General features: G+C 47.6%; 15 protein-coding genes. 9 read left to right on the forward strand and 6 right to left on the reverse strand.

Annotated elements, in window-relative coordinates; genetic code table 11:
• Positions 1 to 42: 42 nt before the first annotated feature.
• Complete coding sequence (locus ACFSDB_RS10900; protein ID WP_204893109.1) at positions 43 to 1,272, reverse strand: MFS transporter; 1,230 nt, start codon at positions 1,270 to 1,272, stop codon at positions 43 to 45.
• A 130-nt stretch (positions 1,273 to 1,402) separates the two neighbouring features.
• Between ACFSDB_RS10900 and ACFSDB_RS10905 the strand changes: the two genes are divergently transcribed.
• Entirely contained in the window at positions 1,403 to 2,119 is a 717-nt protein-coding gene (locus ACFSDB_RS10905) for a peptidylprolyl isomerase (protein WP_204893110.1), read from the forward strand.
• Positions 2,120 to 2,269: 150 nt separating this feature from the next.
• Positions 2,270 to 2,530, forward strand: coding sequence for a DUF1871 family protein (locus tag ACFSDB_RS10910; protein ID WP_204893111.1), 261 nt, complete (start codon positions 2,270 to 2,272; stop codon positions 2,528 to 2,530).
• 771 nt (positions 2,531 to 3,301) lie between these two features.
• Here ACFSDB_RS10910 and ACFSDB_RS10915 read toward each other — a convergent pair.
• Together ACFSDB_RS10915 and ACFSDB_RS10920 are read right to left on the reverse strand one after the other, a co-directional pair.
• Entirely contained in the window at positions 3,302 to 3,517 is a 216-nt protein-coding gene (locus ACFSDB_RS10915) for a helix-turn-helix domain-containing protein (RefSeq protein WP_204893112.1), read from the reverse strand.
• Between the two features lie 99 nt (positions 3,518 to 3,616).
• Positions 3,617 to 4,951 carry a sodium-dependent transporter gene (locus ACFSDB_RS10920; protein ID WP_204893113.1) on the reverse strand — a complete coding sequence of 445 codons (1,335 nt, stop codon included), beginning with the start codon at positions 4,949 to 4,951 and terminating at the stop codon, positions 3,617 to 3,619.
• 149 nt (positions 4,952 to 5,100) lie between these two features.
• On the opposite strand from ACFSDB_RS10920, the gene ACFSDB_RS10925 reads away from it, so the two are divergent.
• Both ACFSDB_RS10925 and yugI read left to right on the forward strand, forming a co-directional pair.
• On the forward strand, positions 5,101 to 7,689 hold the full coding sequence (locus ACFSDB_RS10925; protein ID WP_204893114.1) for an RNA polymerase sigma factor: 2,589 nt from the start codon (positions 5,101 to 5,103) through the stop codon (positions 7,687 to 7,689).
• A gap of 86 nt (positions 7,690 to 7,775) precedes the next feature.
• On the forward strand, positions 7,776 to 8,147 hold the full coding sequence (yugI, locus tag ACFSDB_RS10930) for a S1 domain-containing post-transcriptional regulator GSP13 (protein ID WP_204893115.1): 372 nt from the start codon (positions 7,776 to 7,778) through the stop codon (positions 8,145 to 8,147).
• 47 nt (positions 8,148 to 8,194) lie between these two features.
• On the opposite strand, the gene ACFSDB_RS10935 is transcribed toward yugI, so the two are convergent.
• Positions 8,195 to 9,508: an AAA-type ATPase lid domain-containing protein gene (locus tag ACFSDB_RS10935; protein ID WP_204893116.1), complete on the reverse strand. Its 1,314-nt coding sequence runs from the start codon at positions 9,506 to 9,508 to the stop codon at positions 8,195 to 8,197.
• A gap of 138 nt (positions 9,509 to 9,646) precedes the next feature.
• On the opposite strand from ACFSDB_RS10935, the gene pruA reads away from it, so the two are divergent.
• The 4 genes from pruA to ACFSDB_RS10955 all read left to right on the forward strand — a co-directional run bounded on the left by pruA (position 9,647) and on the right by ACFSDB_RS10955 (position 15,051).
• A complete protein-coding gene (gene pruA, locus ACFSDB_RS10940) occupies positions 9,647 to 11,191 on the forward strand; it encodes an L-glutamate gamma-semialdehyde dehydrogenase (protein ID WP_204893117.1) in 1,545 nt (514 codons plus the stop codon).
• A 78-nt stretch (positions 11,192 to 11,269) separates the two neighbouring features.
• Positions 11,270 to 12,463 carry an ornithine--oxo-acid transaminase gene (locus tag ACFSDB_RS10945; RefSeq protein WP_204893118.1) on the forward strand — a complete coding sequence of 398 codons (1,194 nt, stop codon included), beginning with the start codon at positions 11,270 to 11,272 and terminating at the stop codon, positions 12,461 to 12,463.
• Between the two features lie 84 nt (positions 12,464 to 12,547).
• Complete coding sequence (locus ACFSDB_RS10950; protein WP_204893119.1) at positions 12,548 to 13,792, forward strand: Glu/Leu/Phe/Val family dehydrogenase; 1,245 nt, start codon at positions 12,548 to 12,550, stop codon at positions 13,790 to 13,792.
• A 95-nt stretch (positions 13,793 to 13,887) separates the two neighbouring features.
• The gene (locus tag ACFSDB_RS10955; RefSeq protein WP_204893120.1) at positions 13,888 to 15,051 is read left to right on the forward strand and encodes an iron-containing alcohol dehydrogenase; all 1,164 of its coding nucleotides are present in this window, start codon (positions 13,888 to 13,890) and stop codon (positions 15,049 to 15,051) included.
• A gap of 38 nt (positions 15,052 to 15,089) precedes the next feature.
• Here ACFSDB_RS10955 and ACFSDB_RS10960 read toward each other — a convergent pair whose 3' ends face one another.
• Complete coding sequence (locus ACFSDB_RS10960) at positions 15,090 to 16,085, reverse strand: cation diffusion facilitator family transporter (RefSeq protein WP_204893121.1); 996 nt, start codon at positions 16,083 to 16,085, stop codon at positions 15,090 to 15,092.
• A gap of 12 nt (positions 16,086 to 16,097) precedes the next feature.
• Positions 16,098 to 16,829 (reverse strand): MgtC/SapB family protein, encoded by a 732-nt coding sequence (locus ACFSDB_RS10965; RefSeq protein ID WP_204893122.1) that lies wholly within the window; start codon positions 16,827 to 16,829, stop codon positions 16,098 to 16,100.
• 115 nt (positions 16,830 to 16,944) lie between these two features.
• Here ACFSDB_RS10965 and ACFSDB_RS10970 point away from each other — a divergent pair, with 115 nt between their 5' ends.
• A complete protein-coding gene (locus tag ACFSDB_RS10970; protein WP_204893123.1) occupies positions 16,945 to 17,847 on the forward strand; it encodes a DMT family transporter in 903 nt (300 codons plus the stop codon).
• Positions 17,848 to 18,046 lie beyond the last annotated feature (199 nt).

The raw sequence follows: 18,046 nt of genomic DNA on the forward strand, positions 1-18,046 counted from the left end.
CATACTAAAAACCCTGGTTTCCACGAAGGAACCAGGGTTTGGTCAATTGGATTTCAGTTCTTCTTCAAGCAGCACATCTTCAAAATCCTGCTCCGGTTTGGCCATTGTATATTTCAGGAACAGGAACGACACCAGGAACAGGGAGCCCGTCACGATAAAGACTGCCGGAATGCCGATGAATCCACTGACAGCACCGCCGAACATCGGTCCGATAATATTGCCGAGGAAACGGAAGCTGGTGTTATAGCCCATCACTTCCCCTTGGATGTCGATTGGCGCTTCGCGTCGCATCAAGGCGGTGGTCGTCGGGATCATGCCCCCGACAGCGATCCCGAACAGCAGCCGAAGGACCATCAACTGCCAGAGCTCTCCTACGAAGGCCTGTGGAATGATGAAGACAAACGCCAGGATCAATAGGAACGTCAGCACCTTTTCATACCCGATCTGATCGCCCAGCCGTCCCCAGCGGCGGGCAAACAGGATATTCCCGATGCCGGTTGCACTGAATGTGATCCCGGCCAGCAAGGCGACCTGAGAGCTGTCGGTAAGCTGTGCCACATAAAGCGATAGCAGGGGCTGGATGCTGAAGTTGCCGATTTGAATGAGGGCAGTGATGATCATCACGTTGAAAAGGAGCCGGTGGTGCAGGATGCCTTGGATGATCGTTTTTCTCGCATAAACATGCGCATTCTTCGACTTGGTGCGTTTGATCTCTTTCAAACCGACCAGGACGATCAGCGCTGCGATGCCGATAACAACAGATGTGATGATGAATGTATAAGTGAAACCGAACGTATCGGCCATCAATCCGCCGATCACCGGACCGAACAAGGTTCCCGAAACACTGCCCATCTGCAGCGTACCGAGCGTTTTGCCTGCGGTTTCTTTCGTTGTCTGCGAACTGACGAATGCCAGGGAAGTCGGGATAAAACCGGTCACGACACCCATGAACAAGCGGATAAAGAACAACTCAGGAACGGATTCAGCAGTCCCCATCAGGAAAATGCTGATGGCAATACCGAATCCGTTGATGATCAAAATGGGCTTATAGCCGTATTTATCAGCGATTCGTCCCCAGATGGGCGACATGAACAAGGCAGCGACGAAAGTGACCCCGAAAACAAGTCCGGCCCATCGTTGAACATATTCATCCGAGAAATTGCCAAGTGACTCGATATAGAGGGAGAGAAAGGGCATAATCATGGTCGTGCTGCCCGCTACCAGGAAGTTGGAGAAAATGATGATGAGGAAATTCTTTTTTTGTCTATCCATACGGATTCCCTTCTTTCTGCGATCCGTTAATCTTTCTCTATTATATAGTATTTCGTCACACGAAAAAAGCGGAGTGAATTACTGGCCAATTCCGAATATTTATATGATAAACTATAACGGGGTGAATGAGATGAAAATAAAAATGATTTTAGCAGCGCTGCTTTTGGCAGTGCTGGCAGGGTGCGGCACAGACGAACAGCCAGCCCAAACGGAAACGGAGAAAACCGGCACCACTTCTGAAACTGCTTCAGAAACGGCGGAGCCCGAATCTTTCCCACAGCTCTCAGAAGAAGTTGCAGAAGAAGAAGCGTTAGTGGCAATGGAAACATCGATGGGCCAGATCAAAATTAAGCTTTTCCCGGAACAGGCGCCAAAAGCGGTGGAAAATTTCCTAACCCATGCCGAAAACGGCTATTATGACGGCCTCAATTTCCATCGTGTCATTGAAGGGTTCATGCTGCAGGGCGGTGATCCTACCGGTACAGGCGGCGGGGGAGAAAGCATTTACGGCGAACCTTTTGAAGATGAATTTTCCAATCAGCTTTACAACTTCAGAGGCGCATTGTCCATGGCGAACGCCGGCCCTGGCACAAACGGCAGCCAATTTTTCGTTGTCCAGGCTGATTCAGCGCCAGCCGACAGCATTCCTGCTGACTATCCCGAACAAGTGAAGGAAGCGTATGCGGAAAAAGGCGGTACGCCTTGGCTGGATGGCGCACACACTGTATTCGGGCAGGTCATTGAAGGAATGGACGTAGTGGATGCGATCGCAGCAGTAGAAACCGGACCAGGAGATAAACCGGTTGAAGCTGTAGTGATCAATTCAATTGAAGTTCTGGAGCAATAAGAAAAAGAGGGACGCCCAGGAGATGCGGGCGTCCCTCTTTTTGTACAACAGGCATATCTGGATATAGCTGGCGCAGAGCCTTTCCTTTCCTTTTCCAGGTTCTATGTTATTATTGCTTTTAATACATTGGAAATGTAAGGTGAATAGAAAATGGACACGAGTGAAATGAATCGAAGAGCTGTATGGGTGATGGAAGAATGGGACCCATTTGCCGTTGGGAAGGATCATTATGACGCAGAAATCACAGAAGTTGTGGCGCAATTGCAGCTGCTGGACCATCCATCTGACTTGGCAAAGCAAATCCAGGGCATCTACAGAGCTTCGTCCGAAAAATGGATTCCGCTTGAAAACTGCGTCGAGGTTTCCTATAAGCTTCTGGCATTGAAGTACGAAGCGAAATGCATCATCTAAAAAACGTCCAGCCATTTGGCTGGACGTTTTTTCAGACTGTAGACAAAGTCTAAGTTAAATGGATAGAAATGCATAAGCCCGACCGTGCTGGCCACTTCGCTTTCCGTGGGCTCGGCTTCAACCGCTTCCCTCGCTTCCCTCGCTACGCTCAGTCCAGGGTCTTCAGCTCGAGTCGCTTCGCTGCTCCCACAGGAGTCTCGTGGCCAGCACGGTCGGTAGCTTCACCTGTATCTAATAGATAAGATAAGTACGCTGATCCAACTTAAACCTGCCGGGAACAAGCCGCTGGCTTCAGGATCCGGAACGGAAGGCGGCAAGTGCAAACATTGTGCTCCTGTCCCTGCATCGCTGCGCTAGCTTCGGGACATGAAAAACCGTTGCAGTGCTACGCACTTCGTCGCAAAGCCAATGGCCGAACTCTCTTCGGCCATTGGCTTTCCTGCGGGATAGCGAAGTGCCGAAATCCACTCGGACGCCAGTCAATGCTTGACCGAAGNCTCTCTTCGGCCATTGGCTTTCCTGCGGGATAGCGAAGTGCCGAAATCCACTCGGACGCCAGTCAATGCTTGACCGAAGCTTGCGAGGGCAAGCATTTGCGACGAGCTTGCGCAGGAGCACAGGCTCTTAGTTAGTTCGGCGCGAGCCCGCGGAAAGCGTCCGCCTGAAGTGGAGGATCCAACACAGCTTCCATTAGCTTTATTCGTATAATTGAAAAATTATTCTTTTCTCTACAAGCTCAAAAAACGTCCAGCCATTTGGCTGGACGTTTTTTTATTGAACAGCTTCAGCGCCGTCTAAAAGGTTGGATGCCGGAACTTCCAATGCGTTGGACAATTTAAGGATTGTTTGAACAGAAGGAACTTCTTCCCCTGATTCGTAAGCTTTCAAGCGGGCAACTCCGATTCGTGTTTTCAATGCCAATTCGTCCAAGGACAAATTGCGTTCTTCCCGAAGGAATTTCAGTTGGGCGTGCAAATCTTTTTTCATATTCATACACTCCTTTGCATATTTCGTTCTCTACCCTTAGCATACCATAAAATACCTTTCGGAGAAGGGGCATTTTATGGCATTTTCGAAACAAATGGATTAAAAGATATCCAGGATTCCTTGGATAAATACGATGACGATGGCGGCAGGAGCCAGGTACCTGACCAGAATCCGCCAGACATTCAGCCATAGCGTCTGGCCGGGAAGCTCTATTGCTGCTTGCTGTTTCGTAAGGACATACCCGGCAAATAATGAAGTGAACAATGCGCCGAGCGGCAAGCCGATGCGGCTCGTCAGGATATCGGCGAAATCGAAGAACGTATAGCCGAACATGAATTTCTGCGGCATGACACCGAATGACAATGCGCTTGGAATGCCGACAAGGAAAATCAGCAAGCCGTAAAGCCAGGCAACGCGTACACGGCGGTCAAACTTGTTTTTCACAACAATGGAAACGCCGATTTCGAGCATGGAGATGGATGAAGTCAATGTAGCGAACAGCATCAGGATGAAGAAAATGATCATCAGCAATTCGCCCATGAACAATTGGTCAAAAATGGCAGGCAAGATGATGAAGACCAGCCCCGGCCCTTGGTCAGGCGTATAACCGAGAGCGAAAACGGCTGGGAAAATGATCAGGCCGGCCATGATTGAAATCAGGATGTTCAAGCCTGCCACGCTTAGAGCAGAGCGGCTCAGGTTTTCGGACTTCGTTAAATACGAAGCGTAAGTCATCATCCCGGCAACGCCGACACTCAGCGAGAAAAATGCTTGTCCGAGAGCAGTCAATGCAGTTTTGAAGTTGAAGAACGACCAATCCGGCACAAACATGAACTTGACGCCTTCCATTGCGCCGTCAAGCGTTAATGAACGGATCATCAAGATCAGAAGGAAAATCAGCAAGCCGGGCATCATGATTTTGCTGGCGCGTTCGATGCCGCCCTTGATGCCTCCTTGAACGATCCAGATGGTCAAGAGCATAAACAATGCTTGGGCCAATATCGCTTCAAGCGGATTTCCAATAATGCCGCCAAACAATGCGGCGAAGTCTGCATCCCCTAAATTGGAGAGCTGGAGCAGCAAAGAACGGCCGAGGTAAGAAAGGATCCATCCGCCGACCACGCTGTAGAACGAAAGAATAATAAAAGAGAAGAAGAGTCCGGACCAGCCGATTAAAAACCATGGTCGGCCGGGAGCCTGTTTTTTCAGGCCGGTCACTGCGTCAGCCTGCCCTCGGCGTCCGATGACGAATTCTGCCAGAAGAATCGGCAGGCCTATTGCTAGTGTACTGATGATGAAGAGAAGGATGAAGACACTTCCTCCGTTTGCACCGGTTTCATATGGGAACTTCCAAATCGCCCCTAAACCGATGGCGCTTCCCGCTGCTGCGAGGATAAAGCCTATTTTCGACGTCCATTGATCACGCTTTTGCATTTTCTCACTCCTAATATCTATGGATTTTTTCATTCTACACGAGCGCCATAGAAAAAAATAGATAGAAATAAAACCAAGGCCTATTATCGTGTATAATAAACAGAAAAAGGAAATACTTCGAAAATTTCTGGAAAAGGAGAGCGATTCTGATGGATTCAGAAAAAGGAACTGGAAGACTTCAATCGGACAATCGGCAAGCATTCAAAGAGTGGACGGAAAAACGGCTTCAGGCCATCGGGGTTTTTGGGTACCAGAACGGAATCTCCCAAACGGAATTTGCTCCATTTCTGTCCGCTGTTTTCGACACCTTTTATGCCCGGCTGCCAAAAGCCGGAATATGCGACGCGGAAGTCCGCCTTTTTCAGATTGCATCTGAGGCCATTCCCGGTTACAACGGCGGAAATGATGGAACGCTGCTGAAATTCCAGGAAGACATCGAAGTACACAACCGGATCCAGGAACTGGCTATGGAACAGCGGATCCCTTTCGTGCTGCATTTCCTCCATGGCAAAGATCTGGAACAAACCGCACGTATTGCCGACAGACCGGCGACTGCCGTTGGCTTTCAGCTTAAGGATTCGCTTGCTTTTGTCGCCGAAGGATTGGGAGAAGATGAGCAAGGGATAGTAAAGCGCATCGAACTGGCAACCAAATCCTATTCGCGGATCCCGTTTGAAATGAATGAAGAAAAGCAGGTAGTTGAAGAAGAGGGGCCTTCTAGTAGCGCGCTTGTAAAACCCGTGAAACCCCAAGCGGTCGATAAGAAGAACAAGGTTTTATTGATTGGCGCCAGCGTTTTCTTAGCGGGAGTCATCGGGGCTTCCTTTTTCCTGGATGATCCTAACGCCAATGTTGGGCAGCCCCAAGCGGAGGCCGAAGAAGGCGAAACAGTAACCGCCGAAATGATCGAAGCGTGGAAAGAAGAATACCAGGAAGCGAAGGCTTCTTCTCCGGAAAAGCTTGGCATGGCTCAGGATGTCTTTGAAAACCTACGCTATGTTCAGGAAGCGGACCAACAGTTGAAATGGACTTTCAGCAAGAACAATATTGAAAAGCTGAAGGACGATCCAAAGGAGATGGAGCACCAAGTCAATCTGCTCCTGCTGAAAATCGAGACGCCGCAGACGATGCTCGCAATGCTGCCGGAAATGTATTTGCTTCACGAGGAATTTGTGCCGATGATGGAGGCTTACAGCCTAAAAACGAAGGAATTGATGTATGAAGGCAATCAGGTTCTTAGGCAGCATGAAGAGGAGCTGGCAGGGATGACCGTCAACGGAGAATTGTCTCCTGAGAAATTGATGGCGCAGAGAGAGGGAATCCCGGCAGAAGTGAAGAAGCTTGCAGGTTCGATTCGTGAGAGAGGGTTGATCATTGCCAAGCACCCTGCCAAAGAACGGTTCATTTTACGACATAATATGGAGAGTTTGTATTCGAATGAACTGATGAACACAATGATGTATGATTTTAATCATCTTAGATACGAGCCCTATTTTGATGAAGAAGGCCTGCTTGTGCCGGTGATGGAAATGCCTTATGCTTTGTCGATGCTTGAACAGTACGTAGTGCACGACGATGTTTCATCCGAAAAATTCCAGGAATACGCCTATATGTTCCAGCATTCGTTCTGGCTTCTGATGAAAGGCGACGATAACCAGCAGGTCTTCGATGAAAACGGCAAAGTGAAAGAAGCTTATCAGCTCGCCTGGAAAGAACTGGGCCAGCAAACGCTGAATCCGTTGATCTTCGTCATGCTGCCGATCATCGAAGAGATGGAGGAAAGCGGCTGGACCGAATCAGAAAGCTATGAACTGCTGGAATATGAAAGCATCATGGAGGCAGTGGAGCTTGAAAAAGAAGGGGAGCTGGCGGCAAAACTTCCGAACGGTGATGTGAAGGTCGAGAAACAGCAGGTGCAAGCAGAAGAATTTTTTACGCAGCCTATTGAAAACTTATATGCCGCTTTTTCAGCGGGGTACGATGAAAAGCTCTTGAAGGGGGCATCGCCGCTTGATGTCTTCCGAGTATTCCAATTCGCCAATCAGAAAAAAGATATTGAGACAATGTGGCATTTGATGGATGATCGGAAAATGCCGCTCGAAGAATACAAACTTTCGTGGCGCCAGCAGCCTTCATTTGCCGAAGACATTCGCTGGATGGAAGTGGCGGAAGAAAACGTTAACCGCATCGGCAAGCTGCTTTTTGTTTATCCGCATATCAGCTATATCGATGAGGAATCTATCGTGTCTTATCATCCCGAACTGGTTATGGGGGAAAAGGGAATCTGGAAAGTGAAGAGCCATCTTTTTGAACGTTATGAAGAAGCCGGAGCCCTCGAAGCTTTCAAGGCGAAAGTGGAAAGATTGTACACTGCCTATTCTGCCGGATTGGATGATGGGGTGATTGCGGCTGCGTCGCCGGGAGAAGTAGGCGGATTGTATTTACTAGCGGCTGAGAAGAAGAATTTCGAGATGCTAAAAGCTCTGTCGCTCGGAGGACAAGAACAAAACCCGGAGATTATCGAAGCACAGCTGAAAGCCAGGGGGATTGCGGGATTGTCCGCCGTCGGCACACTCCACTTTTTCAACGATCCGAGCTATATGATGGAACAGGAAATGTCGACGGGCTCGCTCTGGTTCAGCAATACATCCGACAAGGGTGCGGGCACATACGGCAGCCAGCTCGGCATGTCCAAAACCCCCGGAGGCTGGCGTCTTGAAGACCTGAGTATGTATTGATTTTACTCTGCCTATAGATCTGTGCTATAATATACAGATGCCAATAGGTGTACAGGATAATTAGATAAGTATAGGAGCGGGTAAACATGACAAAATTTCAAACAGGCGACACAGTAGCAGGTAAAGTAACAGGAATTCAGCCATACGGCGCATTCGTCGCATTGGACGACCAGACACAAGGATTGGTCCACATTTCAGAAATCACACACGGCTACGTTAAAGAAGTTAGCGAATACTTGGCAGTAGGCCAGGAAGTTAACGTGAAAGTTTTGGAAGTTGACGAAAAATCGAAAAAAATCAGCTTGTCAATCCGTGCATTGCAAGAGCAGCCACCAGCAGCTCAGCGCACTGAAAAGCCAAAACAATCTCTTCAGTCTCACGTGAACGAAAACGATTCTGAAGGATTCAACTCGTTGAAAGACAAAATGCAAGAGTGGATCAAACGTTCAGGGCAGTAAGAAATGTGTAGGCGATCTAAAGCCACCAAAAAAACGAAGCGCAGACATCATGTCTGTGCTTCGTTTTTTTTGATTTTCCGCAGCCGATACTGAAGGTTCTGGCGGCTCATGCCAAGAGCGGCTGCAGCTTTCGTGATGTTTCCGCTATGGTGGTCGAGCGCTTTTTTAAGATAATAAGCCTCTGCTTCCTGTAAGTAATCATCCAGCGGAATCAGGTCTTTGCCGGAATGGACCAGGAAATCTTCCGGATTTTGGGCATCTTTATCCAGCATCTTTGATTTGAAATGCTGGGGAAGGAGGTCTGCGGAAATCAAGGCTTCGGTCGTCAAAAGGGAGGTGACGTCGTCCAATAGCAGTTCCAATTCTTTCAAGTTGCCCGGCCAGTCATAGGCCAGGAACAACTCTGCCACTTCCGGCGTCAGCCCCTCCACTACAGAACCGAAACGCATCCGGTGGCGGGATAAATAGTCCGCGACAAACGGCATGATATCTTCTTTCCGGTTCCGGACAGGCTCGATTTGAATCGTGATAGCTGAAAAGAAATAATACAGTTCTTTCATCAGCTTCTTGGAAGCAATCAATTCCACCGGATCTTCCCCGACGCTTGCGATGAAATATGTATCGCTCATCGAGCCTTCCTTCACCATTTCCAAGAGCCTTGCCTGGAGCGGCCAAGGCAGCAGGTCGATGCGCTCGCAAAAGACTGTAGCCCCTTGTTTGCCTGCCAAGTCCTCCTGCATCCGGTTGATCAAGTCGCCGTCTGTCCCGTGGCAGTACAAAGTATAGAACAGATCGTTCGAAGAAGAAGCCCAGTGGATCGATTCTGCAATCAGCTCTTTACCTGTGCCGGACTCGCCGATGAGCAGGACGGGCAGCTTCATTGTCGCAGCCTTCTCGGCAGTGCCAATAACCCGTTTCATGCTGGCGGAAATCGCCGTAATGCTCGAGAACGTAATTGGCTCTTCGTATTTTTTCAATGGCTGGTAGACGACTTTTTCAAGCGTTGTGACATCCTGCGACATTTCGATTGCGCCGATCAAATTTCCATCTGAGAAGACCGGATACGTATCATTAATGGTGGTGATCTCCTGGCCTTTGCGGTTCCAGTAGGTCTGCTTGACGTTCAGGACAGCTTTCCCTGACTGCAGAACCTGCAGCAAGGTGCTTTCATGGTGTTCGAAACGGAACATTTCAAGCAGCGACCGGTCGACCAGCTCTTCGTAATCGAAACCCTCAATCTCTTTCATTTTCTGGTTGTATAAAATCGTTTTTCCTTTTATATCGATGGCATGGATGCCGACGGCTGCATACTCTGCAGCAAATTTATAAAAAGGGAGCAAGTCCGTTCCAATGGTATTCAATGGATCACCTCAAAATTATTTTGCGTTTTTGATGGAAAGTACTTGATTAATGCAATAATCTTTTGCATTATTATATATGTAATCACTTTATAAGTGCAAATTTTTTTTGCGCTCATTTAAAATTCGAGGAGGATTCAGATGATTCCCTACAAACACGAACCATTTACAGACTTTTCAATTGAAAAGAACCGCAATGCTTACCTAGCGGGCCTGAAGACAGTTGAAGCATACCTTGGCCAGGATTATCCATTGGTAATTGGCGGAGAGCGCATTACAACTGAAGACAAAATCGTTTCATTCAATCCATCTGATAAAGAAGAAATCATCGGCCGCGTTTCGAAATCAAATAAAGAATTAGCTGAAAAAGCGATGCAATCCGCTCTTGAAGCATTTAAAACTTGGAAAAAAGTTAAGCCGGAAGTACGCGCTGATGTTTTATTCAAAGCAGCAGCAATCGTTCGCCGCCGCAAGCACGAGTTTTCTGCACTTTTGACTAAAGAAGCAGGAAAGCCATGGAACGAAGCGGATGCAGATACAGCTGAAGCCATCGACTTCCTGGAATACTACGGCCGCCAAATGCTTAAGATGAAAGATGGTATGCCAGTTGAAAGCCGTCCAGGCGAAGACAACCGCTACGATTACATTCCATTGGGTGTCGGCGTTGTCATCTCTCCATGGAACTTTGCGTTTGCGATCATGGCAGGAACAACTGTTGCCGCAATGGTTACAGGAAACACAGTCCTATTGAAGCCAGCTTCAACAACTCCAGTTGTAGCTTATAAATTTATCGAAGTACTTGAAGAAGCAGGCATGCCGGCAGGCGTTGTCAACTTTATCCCGGGACCTGGTTCTGAAGTGGGCGACTACTTGGTAGATCACCCGAAAACTCGCTTTATCTCTTTCACTGGTTCAAAAGAAGTCGGCCTGCGCATCGCTGATCGTTCTGCAAAAGTGAACGAAGGGCAAATTTGGATGAAACGCCTTATTGCTGAAATGGGCGGGAAAAACACAATGGTCGTCGACAAAGAAGGCGATCTAGAGCTTGCTGCACAATCCATCGTTAAATCAGCATTCGGTTTCAGCGGACAGAAATGTTCTGCAGGATCACGTGCGGTTATCGTAGAAGACGTGTACGACGAAGTTCTTGAACGCGTCATCGAATTGACGAACGAATTGACAATCGGCGATCCGACTGAACAATCCAACTACATGGGGCCGGTCATCGATTCTAACTCTTACAAAAAAATCATGAGCTATATCGAAATCGGCAAAGAAGAAGGCCGCGTAGTTGCAGGCGGAACTGGCGACGATTCAAAAGGATTCTTCGTGAACCCGACTGTCATCGCAGATCTTTCACCGACTGACCGCGTGATGCAGGAAGAAATCTTCGGACCGGTTGTCGGCTTTACAAAAGCAAAAGACTTCAAAGAAGCGATCGATATCGCCAACAACACAGAATACGGTTTGACTGGCGGAGTCATCACGAACAACCGTGAGCACCTTGAATATGCACGTGAAGAGTTCCACGTTGGAAACTTGTATTTCAACCGCGGATGCACAGGCGCAATCGTCGGCTATCAGTCATTTGGCGGATTCAACATGTCCGGAACTGACTCAAAAGCAGGCGGGCCGGATTACCTGGTTCTTCACATGCAAGCAAAAACAACTTCTGAAATGTATTAAGAAACAATAAGTGGTATAATTATTCATCAAAAGGTAGACTTTCTAGTCTGCCTTTTTTTAAAAAAAGGAGGAATTTCAATGACTAAAACAGCGCAAATTATCGAGCAAACAGAAAAATTCGGTGCACCGAACTACCATCCACTGCCGATCGTCATTACAGAAGCCGAAGGCGTATGGGTTAAAGATCCAGAAGGCAATAAATTCATGGATATGCTTTCCGCATACTCTGCAGTAAACCAAGGACACCGCCATCCGAAAATCATCCAAGCGCTTAAAGACCAAGCGGACCGCGTGACATTGACATCACGTGCATTCCACAATGACAAGCTTGCACCTTGGTATGAAATGATTTGCGAAATTTCCGGAAAAGAAATGGCTTTGCCGATGAACACTGGCGCTGAAGCAGTTGAAACTGCATTTAAAGCTGCACGCCGCTGGGCATACGATGTAAAAGGCGTAGAAGAAGGAAAAGCAGAAGTCATTGCTTGCGAAGGCAACTTCCACGGCAGAACAATGACAGCGGTATCATTATCTTCTGATCCTGATTACAGAAGAGGATTCGGACCAATGCTGCCAGGCATCAAAATCATTCCTTACAGCGACTTGGAAGCGTTGAAAAATGCTATCACTCCGAACACTGCTGCATTCCTGATCGAGCCAATCCAGGGCGAAGCCGGAATCGTTATGCCGGAAGAAGGCTTCTTGAAAGCAGCAAGAGAACTTTGCCGCGAAAACAACGTCCTATTCATTGCAGATGAAATCCAGTGCGGTCTTGCACGTACCGGCAAGATGTTTGCATGTGAATGGGAAGACGTGGAGCCGGATATGTACATATTGGGCAAAGCGCTTGGAGGCGGAGTATTCCCAATCTCTTGCGTCGTAGCCGACCACGAAATCCTTGGCGTTTTCAACCCGGGTTCACACGGTTCCACATTCGGCGGAAACCCGCTAGCTTGTGCTGTATCAATCGCTTCTTTGGAAGTGCTGAAAGACGAAAAGCTCGCTGACCGTTCATTGGAGCTTGGCGAATACTTCATCGGGAAATTGCGTGAAATCCAACATCCTTCTATTAAAGAAGTGCGCGGACGCGGATTGTTCATCGGTATGGAATTGACTGAAGCTGCACGCCCTTATTGCGAAAAGCTGAAAGAGCTGGGCTTGCTGTGCAAAGAAACCCATGACACAGTAATCCGTTTTGCACCGCCGCTCGTCATTTCAAAAGAAGAGCTGGACTGGGCAATCGAACGCATCCAAAAAGTATTTGCTAATTAAGGACTTTCTCACACATAAAGTTGGAGTTATGTTACACTAATTGCGGAGTAATTTACTATAAATATAAAGAGGCGAATTAAAACAATGGCTGAAAACTTGAACTTGTTGACGTCAACTCAGAATGTTATCAAAACTGCGTTGGACAAACTCGGATATGAAGACTCGATGTATGAACTTTTAAAAGAACCTATGCGGATCATGGAAGTGCGTATACCGGTCCGAATGGATGATGGGAAGACAAAAGTGTTTACTGGCTTCCGTGCCCAGCACAACGATGCAGTAGGACCGACCAAAGGCGGCGTACGTTTCCACCCGGATGTAAACCGTGAAGAAGTCATGGCTTTGTCCATGTGGATGACGCTGAAATGCGGAATCGTAGACCTTCCATACGGCGGCGGTAAAGGCGGCATCATTTGTGATCCACGGGAAATGTCGATGCATGAAATTGAGAAATTGAGCCGCGGGTATGTGCGGGCCATCAGCCAGATCGTTGGGCCGAACAAAGACATTCCGGCTCCGGACGTATTCACCAACTCTCAAATCATGGCTTGGATGTTTGATGAATACAGCAAAATTGACGAATTCAATTCGCCTGGCTTTATCACAGGTAAACCGATTGTCCTCGGCGGTTCACAAGGCCGGGATAAAGCGACTGCTCAAGGTGTAACCATTGTTATTAATGAAGCTGCCAAAAAACGCGGTCTGGACGTCAAAGGCGCACGCGTTGTTATCCAAGGTTTCGGCAATGCCGGCAGCTTCTTGGCGAAATTCCTGCATGATGCAGGAGCAAAAGTAGTCGGAATTTCTGATGCTTACGGAGCTTTGCACGATCCGGACGGCTTGGATATCGAGTACTTGCTTGATCGCCGGGATAGCTTCGGGACAGTGACGACGTTGTTCGACAACACCATCACAAACAAGGAATTGTTTGAATTGGATTGCGACATCTTAGTGCCAGCTGCTATCGCTAACCAAATTACAGAAGAAAACGCCCATGATATCAAAGCTTCTATCGTCGTTGAAGCGGCTAACGGGCCGACAACTGCAGAAGCAACGAAAATCCTGACAGACCGTGGCATCCTATTGGTTCCGGATGTGCTTGCAAGCTCAGGCGGCGTTACCGTTTCTTATTTCGAATGGGTACAGAATAACCAAGGTTATTACTGGACGCAGGAAGAAGTCGACGAAAAGTTGACGAAGAAATTGGTGGATGCTTTCGAAAATGTCTACAATGTCGCGACAACGCGCAATATCGACATGCGTTTGGCCGCCTATATGGTCGGTGCACGCAGAACAGCTGAAGCAGCTCGCTTCCGTGGCTGGGTATAAGATGAAAATAAACCGTTCGGGATCTTTCCCGAGCGGTTTTTTTGCGTTTTGATAGGGGAATCTACATAATAGAAAAAGAATAGGAGGATGATTTGATGAATGCATTTTCATTTTACAACCCGGTTAAATTGATTTTCGGCAAGGGGCAGTTAAAAGAAGTTAAAAAAGAATTTCCTAAATTTGGTAAAAAAGTGTTAGTGGTATACGGTGGAGGCAGCATCAAGAAGAATGGCCTTTACGATGAAGTGATGGCGGTTCTGGAAGAAGCAGGGCTGGAAGTGTTCGAACTGTCCGGCGTTGAACCGAACCCGCGCATTTCAACAGCCAGAAAAGGCATTGAAATCTGCAAAAACGAAGGCATCGAAATGCTTTTGGCAGTCGGTGGCGGCTCCGTTATCGATTGCACCAAACTCATTGCTTGCGGCGCTACATATGAAGGCGATGCATGGGATCTTGTGTCCCGCAAAGCCCAGCCGGAAGGAGCTTTGCCATTCGGCACGGTTCTGACATTGGCAGCTACCGGTTCAGAAATGAATGCCGGTTCGGTCATCACCAATGAAGAAACACAAGAGAAGTATGGCTGGGGAAGCCCGTATTCATTCCCGAAATTCTCGATCCTGGACCCGACATATACGTTGTCCGTGCCAAGAGACCATACCGTATACGGGATCGTGGACATGATGTCACATATCTTCGAGCAATACTTCAATGATGCAACGAACACACCTGTACAAGATCGTATGTGTGAAGGCGTTCTGAAAGCTGTCATTGAAACAGCGCCGAAATTGCTGGAAGACCTGCAGAGCTATGAGCACCGCGAAACGATCCTTTTCGCAGGTACCATGGGGTTGAATAAATTCCTTGAGATGGGTTACCGGGGCGACTGGGCAACGCACAATATCGAGCATGCCGTCTCGGCCGTTTACGATATCCCGCATGCCGGCGGTTTGGCCATCCTGTTCCCACAGTGGATGCGTCATAATGTCCATGTAAATCCGTCGCGCTTTGCCCAAATGGCAGTCCGTGTCTTTGATGTCGATCCGGAAGGCAAGACAAATGAAGAAGTTGCGCTTGAAGGCATCGACCGCTTGAGTGCTTTCTGGACATCACTTGGCGCGCCGACAAGACTGGCAGATTATGATATTGATGATTCAAAAATTGAAGTCATGGCTGAGAAGGCGATGGTCTACGGAGCATTCGGCAACTTCAATAAATTACAGAACGAAGATGTAAAAGAGATTTTACAAGCTTCCTTATAAAAAGAAAAAAGCTTGAGCGATTTCCGCTCAAGCTTTTTTTATTCAGTCGGCAATGTGTTTAATGATTCTGGCCGTTTGCTGACGTGCGTCCAATGCGTTTCGCCGTCGTCCGCATCAAGTGAGACTATGACGTCGTCCACACTTGGCTGGCTCAACAAAATTTCAGCCAAACGTTCTTGAAGCTGGTCGGCTTCCGCTACCGTCAATGTCGGATCGACTTCTACAAGCGTTTCCACGTGGAGATACTCGCCTTCTTTGATGACATCAAGTTTCTTGATGTCTCTGACTGAAGGGTGATCCGTCAGCAAGTGGGCGATGTGGTTGACCATTTGTTGGTCGGATTCGCCGATAGCGCCGCGTGCATTGTCCATGAACACTTTTGTTACAACGTAGAACATCATCAGACCGATTGCAATTGATGCAGCTCCTTCAATTGCCAGGAAGCCGGTGTAATGGGCAATCAGTACCGCAATCAGAGCCAGTATGCCGCCGGAAGTCGCGACCAAGTCTTCCAGGAAGACCAATTTTGTTGCGGGTTTCGCGCGGTTCAGTTGGGCGAAGCTCGTCGTAAGTGGGGCAAGTGCGCCTCCTTTAACGCCGGCTTCATGCAGTACTTCTTTCCCTGCTTTGTACAGAACGAAAAATTCCAGAAGAATAGCAATGGAAAGGACCACAACGCTGATGATGAAACCTTCCGCTTCAACTGGATGCGTCATTTGGTGCCAGCCTTCGATGATCGTTTCATAAGCCATGATGCCGACGATCAGCACCGCACCCAGCAAGACGATGTTCAGAAGTCGGCCGAAGCCGTTCGGAAATCTTTTTGTCGGCGCTTTTTTGGAAAGTGCAGACCCGATAAAGACGAAATACTGGTTCGCTGCATCTCCGATTGAGTGCATCGTTTCCGCGAACATGGCGACGTTGCCTGTGAAAAAGAACGCAACCCCTTTCATAATGGCGATAAAGGTGTTGATGATCGCTGCATAGAGCGAGGGCTTGTTGCCGCCTTTTAACAATCCGAAAAATTCTTTCATCCAATTTCCTCCTTAGTTGATCAACTCCATATCAACTTCCTCCACATGGTTAATCCGGGAGATTTCCTGATACAGGCTGATCGTTTCTTTGCCGGCGTCAAAAGACGCCCGTATGGCAACTTTGTGCCTGACTTTTCCGTCGTTGCCTTCGCGATGGAAAATTGAAAGGGCTTCAATGATCACGCCGCTTGATTTGACTTCTTCTATTACATCCGGGATTGAATCGGTTTCAGTCACCACGATAGTGATGTTAGCTTCTAGCATGCGAAGGCGATTTGGTCCGTATCTGAATAGAAGCGGGGGGAGAATTTCTATTCCGAATAAAATGATCAGAACGGATAAAAAGGCTTCAATATAAAAGCCGGCTGCCACAGCAATGCCGATACCGCCTGCACCCCAGATCATCGCGGCGGTCGTAAGCCCGGAGATGGAATCGTTGCCGCGTTTCAAAATGACACCGGCGCCTAAGAAACCGATGCCTGAAACGATTTGAGCGGCCAAACGCAGCGGATCCATCGTGATATTGACGCCCTCATACTCGCTGCCTTCCGCCAAATAGGCGGTCTCGATCGAAATGATCGTAAGCAAGCAGCTGAACGTCGCAATGACGACGCTGGTCTTCAAACCCACCGGTTTTCTTTTCAATTCCCTCTCCAAGCCTATGACTAAACTTAAAAGTGCTGCGATAAATAACTTCAGAAAAGTCTCAAAAGAGGAAATGTGGAGGGCGTCCAAAAAATCCATGATTTTTTCCTCCTTTCTAATCGGACATTGATAATGGACTTTGAACCTGTCAAACTAATAGGAGTGCAAATCAATATGTATTCTTACATAATACCAGAAGCAGAGGAGCAGCATCATGGAAAAACCAGCAATCCATCCTTTCATTCCAATCGTCATCGGCGTTTTTTCTGTGGCCTTGTCCGCCATCTTTGTAAAAATGACGACAGCGGACTCGGGAGTAACAGCATTTTATCGAATGCTTTTTTCGATACTTATTATGAGCCCCGTCTTCTTTATGAAATATACCCAGGAAATAAAAGTGTTAAGCAGGAGGGACTGGGTATTCACGTCAATCGCCGGAATCTTTTTGGCATTTCACTTCATCTTATGGTTTGAATCTCTGAACTATACTTCGGTAGCGAGTTCTACGGTGTTGGTAACCCTTCAGCCATTATTCGCTTTTGCCGGCACTTACTTCTTTTTTAAAGAACGCCTATCAGCCAAAACACTTATTTCAGGAGCAATCGCTGTGTTAGGGAGCGTCCTGATCGGATATGGGGACTTTAAAATTAGCGGCATGGCATTGTATGGAGACATTCTCGCGCTGATCGCATGTGCTTTGATTACGGCATATCTTTTATTCGGCCAAGATGTAAGAAAGCGGATCTCACTTGTGACTTATACTTTTGTCGTTTATGGCGTAAGCACAATAACGTTATTCTTCTATATTTTATTTAAAGGAGAATCATTCGGGCCTTATCCGGCATCCGAATGGATGTGGTTCTTGCTTTTGGCGATCATCCCGAATCTTCTGGGCCATACACTTTTCAATTGGTCCCTGAAATGGGTGAGCACAAACGTGATCTCGATTGCCATTCTTTTTGAACCAGTGGGAGCGGCAATTCTGGCATATTATATCCTTGGAGAAATGCTTACAGCTTCGCAAATCATCGGAGGAAGTGTTGTGTTGGCAGGGATTATCTTCTTTGTCGCTGACTTCAAGAAAATAAAAACACGCTTTTTTTCGAAAAGGGGTTGATTTTGTTCGCTGTACGGTTTATATTAATACATGTCCTTAAGACGACCGAAAAAAATATTTTGAAATAGTATTGACTCGGGAGCGTTGATGAGGTATATTAATAAAGTCGCCGATGAGCGAACAACATGAACCTTGAAAACTGAACAGCAAAACGTCAACAAAAATTGTTGAGGCGTTCCGACGCCGAAACAAATTTCTG

This window comes from Planococcus chinensis, from assembly GCF_042681545.1.
GTDB lineage: Bacteria > Bacillota > Bacilli > Bacillales_A > Planococcaceae > Planococcus > Planococcus chinensis.